The 4,336-nt window shown below is 63.1% G+C and carries 5 protein-coding genes; all 5 read left to right on the top strand.

The annotated features are described in order from the left end of the window. Positions 1–166: 166 nt before the first annotated feature. Entirely contained in the window at positions 167–565 is a 399-nt protein-coding gene (locus EN994_RS19845; protein WP_013529672.1) for a hypothetical protein, read from the top strand. Between the two features lie 181 nt (positions 566–746). After that, complete coding sequence (locus EN994_RS19840) at positions 747–1,910, top strand: glycosyltransferase 87 family protein (RefSeq protein WP_063168967.1); 1,164 nt, start codon at positions 747–749, stop codon at positions 1,908–1,910. Continuing rightward, positions 1,903–2,892 (top strand): glycosyltransferase family 2 protein, encoded by a 990-nt coding sequence (locus tag EN994_RS19835; RefSeq protein WP_063168966.1) that lies wholly within the window; start codon positions 1,903–1,905, stop codon positions 2,890–2,892. The genes EN994_RS19840 and EN994_RS19835 overlap by 8 nt, the downstream gene beginning before the upstream one ends. After that, the gene (locus tag EN994_RS19830) at positions 2,889–3,698 is read left to right on the top strand and encodes a ChbG/HpnK family deacetylase (RefSeq protein ID WP_063168965.1); all 810 of its coding nucleotides are present in this window, start codon (positions 2,889–2,891) and stop codon (positions 3,696–3,698) included. Before EN994_RS19835 ends, EN994_RS19830 begins: the two co-directional genes overlap by 4 nt. Next, complete coding sequence (locus EN994_RS19825; RefSeq protein WP_013529676.1) at positions 3,695–4,105, top strand: GtrA family protein; 411 nt, start codon at positions 3,695–3,697, stop codon at positions 4,103–4,105. Before EN994_RS19830 ends, EN994_RS19825 begins: the two co-directional genes overlap by 4 nt. The last annotated feature ends 231 nt before the right edge of the window (positions 4,106–4,336 follow it).

Here is a 4,336-nt window from a genome sequence, read left to right as displayed (position 1 = left end):
GCCGAAGCAATGGCGCGGCTGCCAGCCGAACTGGCCAAACCCAACGGCAAGGTGTTCATCCGGCCTTGAACGAAAATGGCTGGCGAGCGAAGTCCAGTTACTGCAAAAAAGGGGCTGCTTGTGAGAACAGGCTGCCGAAAAGTTCCCGCCGTTTTGGCGCAAGGCGATGACGAACGATCCCGGTACGAATTACTTTCTCAAGAAATATTCGGCCCCGCTGGATGATCCTGCCGGGACTGCGGTCAGGAACATCATGCTGGCGCGGGTCGTCGGCGCCGAATGTCAGGCCTCCAGACTCAACAAGGCCAAGATCAAAGCCTATCGCGACAGGATGATCGGGCCGCTCATGCCTGAGCAACTCAAAACAGCTGCATTTGAAGGTGGCAGTGCGTTGCGCAGTTTCAACTACCAGGATCTCGCTCACCTCTGTGCCGGCATCGACTATCAGTTCGGGCCGAAAGGCGTGCTGATTCCGGGGGCTGTTCTTGCTGGTAAGGGCGAGCCGAAATATCCCTTTGATCCGCGCAACCCCTATTTTCGTTTGCCCGAATTCACTGACGATTAGTCAGGTCGCCAGCCTCGGACGGCAGCCATGAAGGTGGGAACGCATATTCGAGGCGAAGGAGGTGCGGCCCTGACGTTCGTCAGCCCCCTATGCCACGCCACTTCGTCCGTGATATGCCGCCGCCATCGAATGCCGGGACAGGCTGGACTGATCCAGTTCCGGGATTGTGTGGAGCGCCTTGATGACGATTTCCAAGCCGGTTTTCGACCGTTTGGGGTTTGGCCTGTGGATCGGAGCGTTCCTGGTCGTTCTTGCCCTGGTCCTGTGGTCACCGCACACGCGGACGGTATGGCAGGCCTATATCGACGGCAGCGTGGCGCTTCAGGCCGGTCTGCCGCTCTACGACACCCAGTCCGAGATGGGGTATCTCTACGCGCCGGCCTTTGCCGCGCTCTACACTCCAATAGTCAAGCTTGGTCCGCATCTGGGCGGCTTGGTTTGGCATTCCATTGGCTTTGCGGTGCTGACCTACGCCGCGATGCGGCAGGTGCGCAAGCTCGGCGGCGGCGAACTGACATGGCTGCTTTCTTTCGGTCTTTTCCTCGCTTTGCCGATGGCGGTGGGGGCGATCCGCAACGGCCAGGCGACGATCCTTTTGACCGGCGCTTGCTGGCTTCTCACCCTGTCGGCGCTGGAAGGGCGGCGGGCGGAGACGTTCTTCTGGGCTTCGCTTGCCATCATCGCCAAGCCGACCGCGATCATAATGCTGTTGTTGGTAGGAGCCCTTCGGCTCCGGCTGATACCGGTGCTGGTGCTGGCGCTGCTGTTCGTGCTGGCACTGCCTTACGCTTTTGCTCCCGCCGGCTATCTCAACGATCAGCATCGTGTCTTCATCCAGATGCTGACCTCCATGGCCGTCGACAACACCAGCCATTTCGTGCCCACCGATTTCACGGCACCGTTCACCACGATAGGACTGCCGATACCGGAATTCGGCGCAACGATCGTGCGCATGGTCATGGCCCTGTTTACGCTTTCTGCCGTCATCTGGTTCGACCGCAGGCTCGAACAGGGAAAGGCGGCGCTGGCGATCTTCCTGACAGCCACTTTCTACATGTGCGTCTTCAACCCGCGCGTCGAGCCAAACACCTTTGCCATGATCGCGGTACCAGCCGGTCTTGCCATCGCCCTGTTGTGGCGTGAAGAACGGGGCGGCGTCCTTGCCTCGGTGCTGTCGACGACGCTGTTCGTGACCGGGTTGAGCGGCGTCGAGCGCCATGTGCACGATTTCCTCTTCCCCTGGTTCCGGCCGGTCGCCGTCACTTTTATCGCCGGTTCGCTGATCTGGTGGTTCTGGGCCAAGGCACGGGAAAAGGTGGTGAATGCGGGAGTCGCCAATGGTTGAGTTGCGGCCGAGCCTCGATATCGTCGCACCGTTCTTCAACGAGGCGGCATCGGCATCGGCCTTCGCGCGCCTGCTGGGCGAGCTCGAAGTGGCCGTGGCACAACGCTTCGGCATGACCGTACACAAGATCCTGGTCGATGACGGCAGTCGTGACGATGGCGCCGTGCGGTTTTCGCAAGCGCTGACGGGGTCGTGGGAGATCGTGCGCCTCAGCCGCAATTTCGGCAAGGAAGTCGCGGTGCTCGCCGGCCTCGACCAGTCGCGCGGCGACATGGTGCTGATCATGGACGCCGACCTCCAGCATTCCCTGGACATCAGCCTGAAGCTGATCGCCGAGCTGGTGGACCATCCGGACATCGACGTCGTCTATGCGCAGAACGACCGCCGCGAGGCGAGCTGGCGGCGCAGCCAGCTTGCACGGCTTTTCTACAGCCTGATCAACTCGAGCCAGCGTTTCGATATTCCCGAAAATGCCGGCGACTTTCGCGTCATGCGCGGCGCCGTGGCGCGCGCGCTGACCAGCCTGCGCGACAAGCGGCGCTTCAACAAGGGCCTGTTTGCCTGGGCCGGCTTTCGCCAGAAGGCGTTGCCCTATTCGCCGGAAGGCCGCGCCAGCGGCACGTCGAAATGGAGCCGGCTCAACCTGATCGCCTTCTCGCTCGAAGGTTTTACTTCCTTTTCCGTCATTCCCTTGCGTCTCATCAGCCTCAGCGGGCTGCTCGCGGCGTTGGCCGGTGCGCTCTATGGCGCCAAGGTGCTCTTCGAGGTGATCTTCTACGGCATTGCCGTTCCGGGCTACCCCAGCCTGCTGGTTGCCGTCGTCCTGCTCGGCGGCCTCAACCTGACCTTGCTTGGCCTGATCGGCGAATACGTCTGGGTCACGCTCAGCGAGAGCAAGGATCGCCCGGTCTATCTCGTGCGCGACGTCGTGCGCAGCGTGGCCCCCGCCGATCGGCCGGAGCCAGGCACTTCGAACAGATGACGCGGCGCATCCGCCTGATCGCCGACGATTACGGCCTGGCGCCCGGCGTTTCCGCCGCGATTCTCGACCTGCTCGATCGCGGCCGCCTGACCGGCACCAGCTGCATGACCGGCTTTCCGGAATGGGAAGCGGAGGCAGCGCGCATAAAACCGCTGTGCGGCCGGGCCGCGGTCGGGCTGCATCTCACCTTGACCGACCAGTTGACCATTACCGGCCGGTCGAACCTGGCGCCGGAAGGCCGGCTGCCACCGCTCCGCGCACTGGCCTTGCCTGTTCTGCGCGGCCGCATCGACGAGCGCCATGTTCATGCCGAGCTTGACGCCCAGTACAGCCGCTTCGTCGAGGCGCTTGGCCGCCGCCCCGATTTCGTCGACGGGCATCAGCATGTGCATTTCCTTCCCGTCGTGCGCACATGGCTGCGCGCGCGGTTTCCAGAAGGCGCCGACAGGCCGGCCCTACGCGGCGGCCCGGCGCTGGCCGCAGGGTCGAAGGTCGCCGCGATTGCCGCGCTCGCTGCCGGGTTCAACCGTTCGATGCAGCGCGCCGGCTTCATCGTTTTCCAGCCGCTCGCCGGCATCTATGACTGGCGGCAGCCCGAAAAGTTCACTGCGGTTCTGCAGGCCGCCGTCGAAGGGTTGCCGGAACAAGGGCTGTTCATGTGCCATCCCGGCCATGTCGACGAGACGCTGCGCGCGCGCGACACGATGCAAGGTGTGCGCGAGGTCGAATTCGCGGCCCTGGCATCGGACGCGTTCGGAGCCAGCCTGGCCCGCGCCAATGTCGCAATCATGGATGGCAGGGGATGAACGACGCCGAGCGGCCCCCGCGTTCGACCGGCAACAAGATCGTCCGCTTTGCCATTGTCGGACTGGCGAACACGGCCATCGACCTTGCCAGCTTCTTCCTGCTGCTCAAGCTCGGTGCTTCGCCGCTGCCGGCCAACGTTGCTGCCTGGTTCATCGCCGTCACCTTTTCCTTCGCGGCGAACGGCTTCTGGTCGTTCGAGCGCAATCGAGCCATCCGGCTGCGTGACGCATTCCTTCGCTTCGCCTCGCTTGGAGGGCTGATTTCGCTCGGCGTCTCCAGCCTCTCCATCGCGCTGTTTGCCGGCATCGCCGGAGTGTGGCCGGCAAAGATCGCCGGTGTCGTGGTGGCGGCGGTGCTGAATTTCCTCGCCGCGCGCTGGTCGATCGAAGGCCGGTTCTTGAGATAGGCGGAACTATTTTTCTTACGAAATTCCGGACGGAAAACCGCTACACACTTTTCCCTGGATTTCTTTACTCCGCCGGTTCCACATTGGTGTAGGCGGCTTCCTCCAACTCGCGCTTCAGTCGCGCTTCCTCATGGGTCTTCGGCGTCACGAAGCGGCCAAGCAGGAGATAGGCGACCGGCGTCAGGAACAGCGTCGAGACGGTGGCCAACCCCAGGCCGCCGACGATAACCC

It is taken from the genome of Mesorhizobium sp. M7A.F.Ca.CA.002.09.1.1 (assembly GCF_003998555.1).
GTDB classification, from domain to species: Bacteria; Pseudomonadota; Alphaproteobacteria; order Rhizobiales; family Rhizobiaceae; genus Mesorhizobium; species Mesorhizobium ciceri.
Note: the sequence above shows the minus strand (reverse complement) of the source record. Positions and strands in the feature narration are given on the sequence as shown.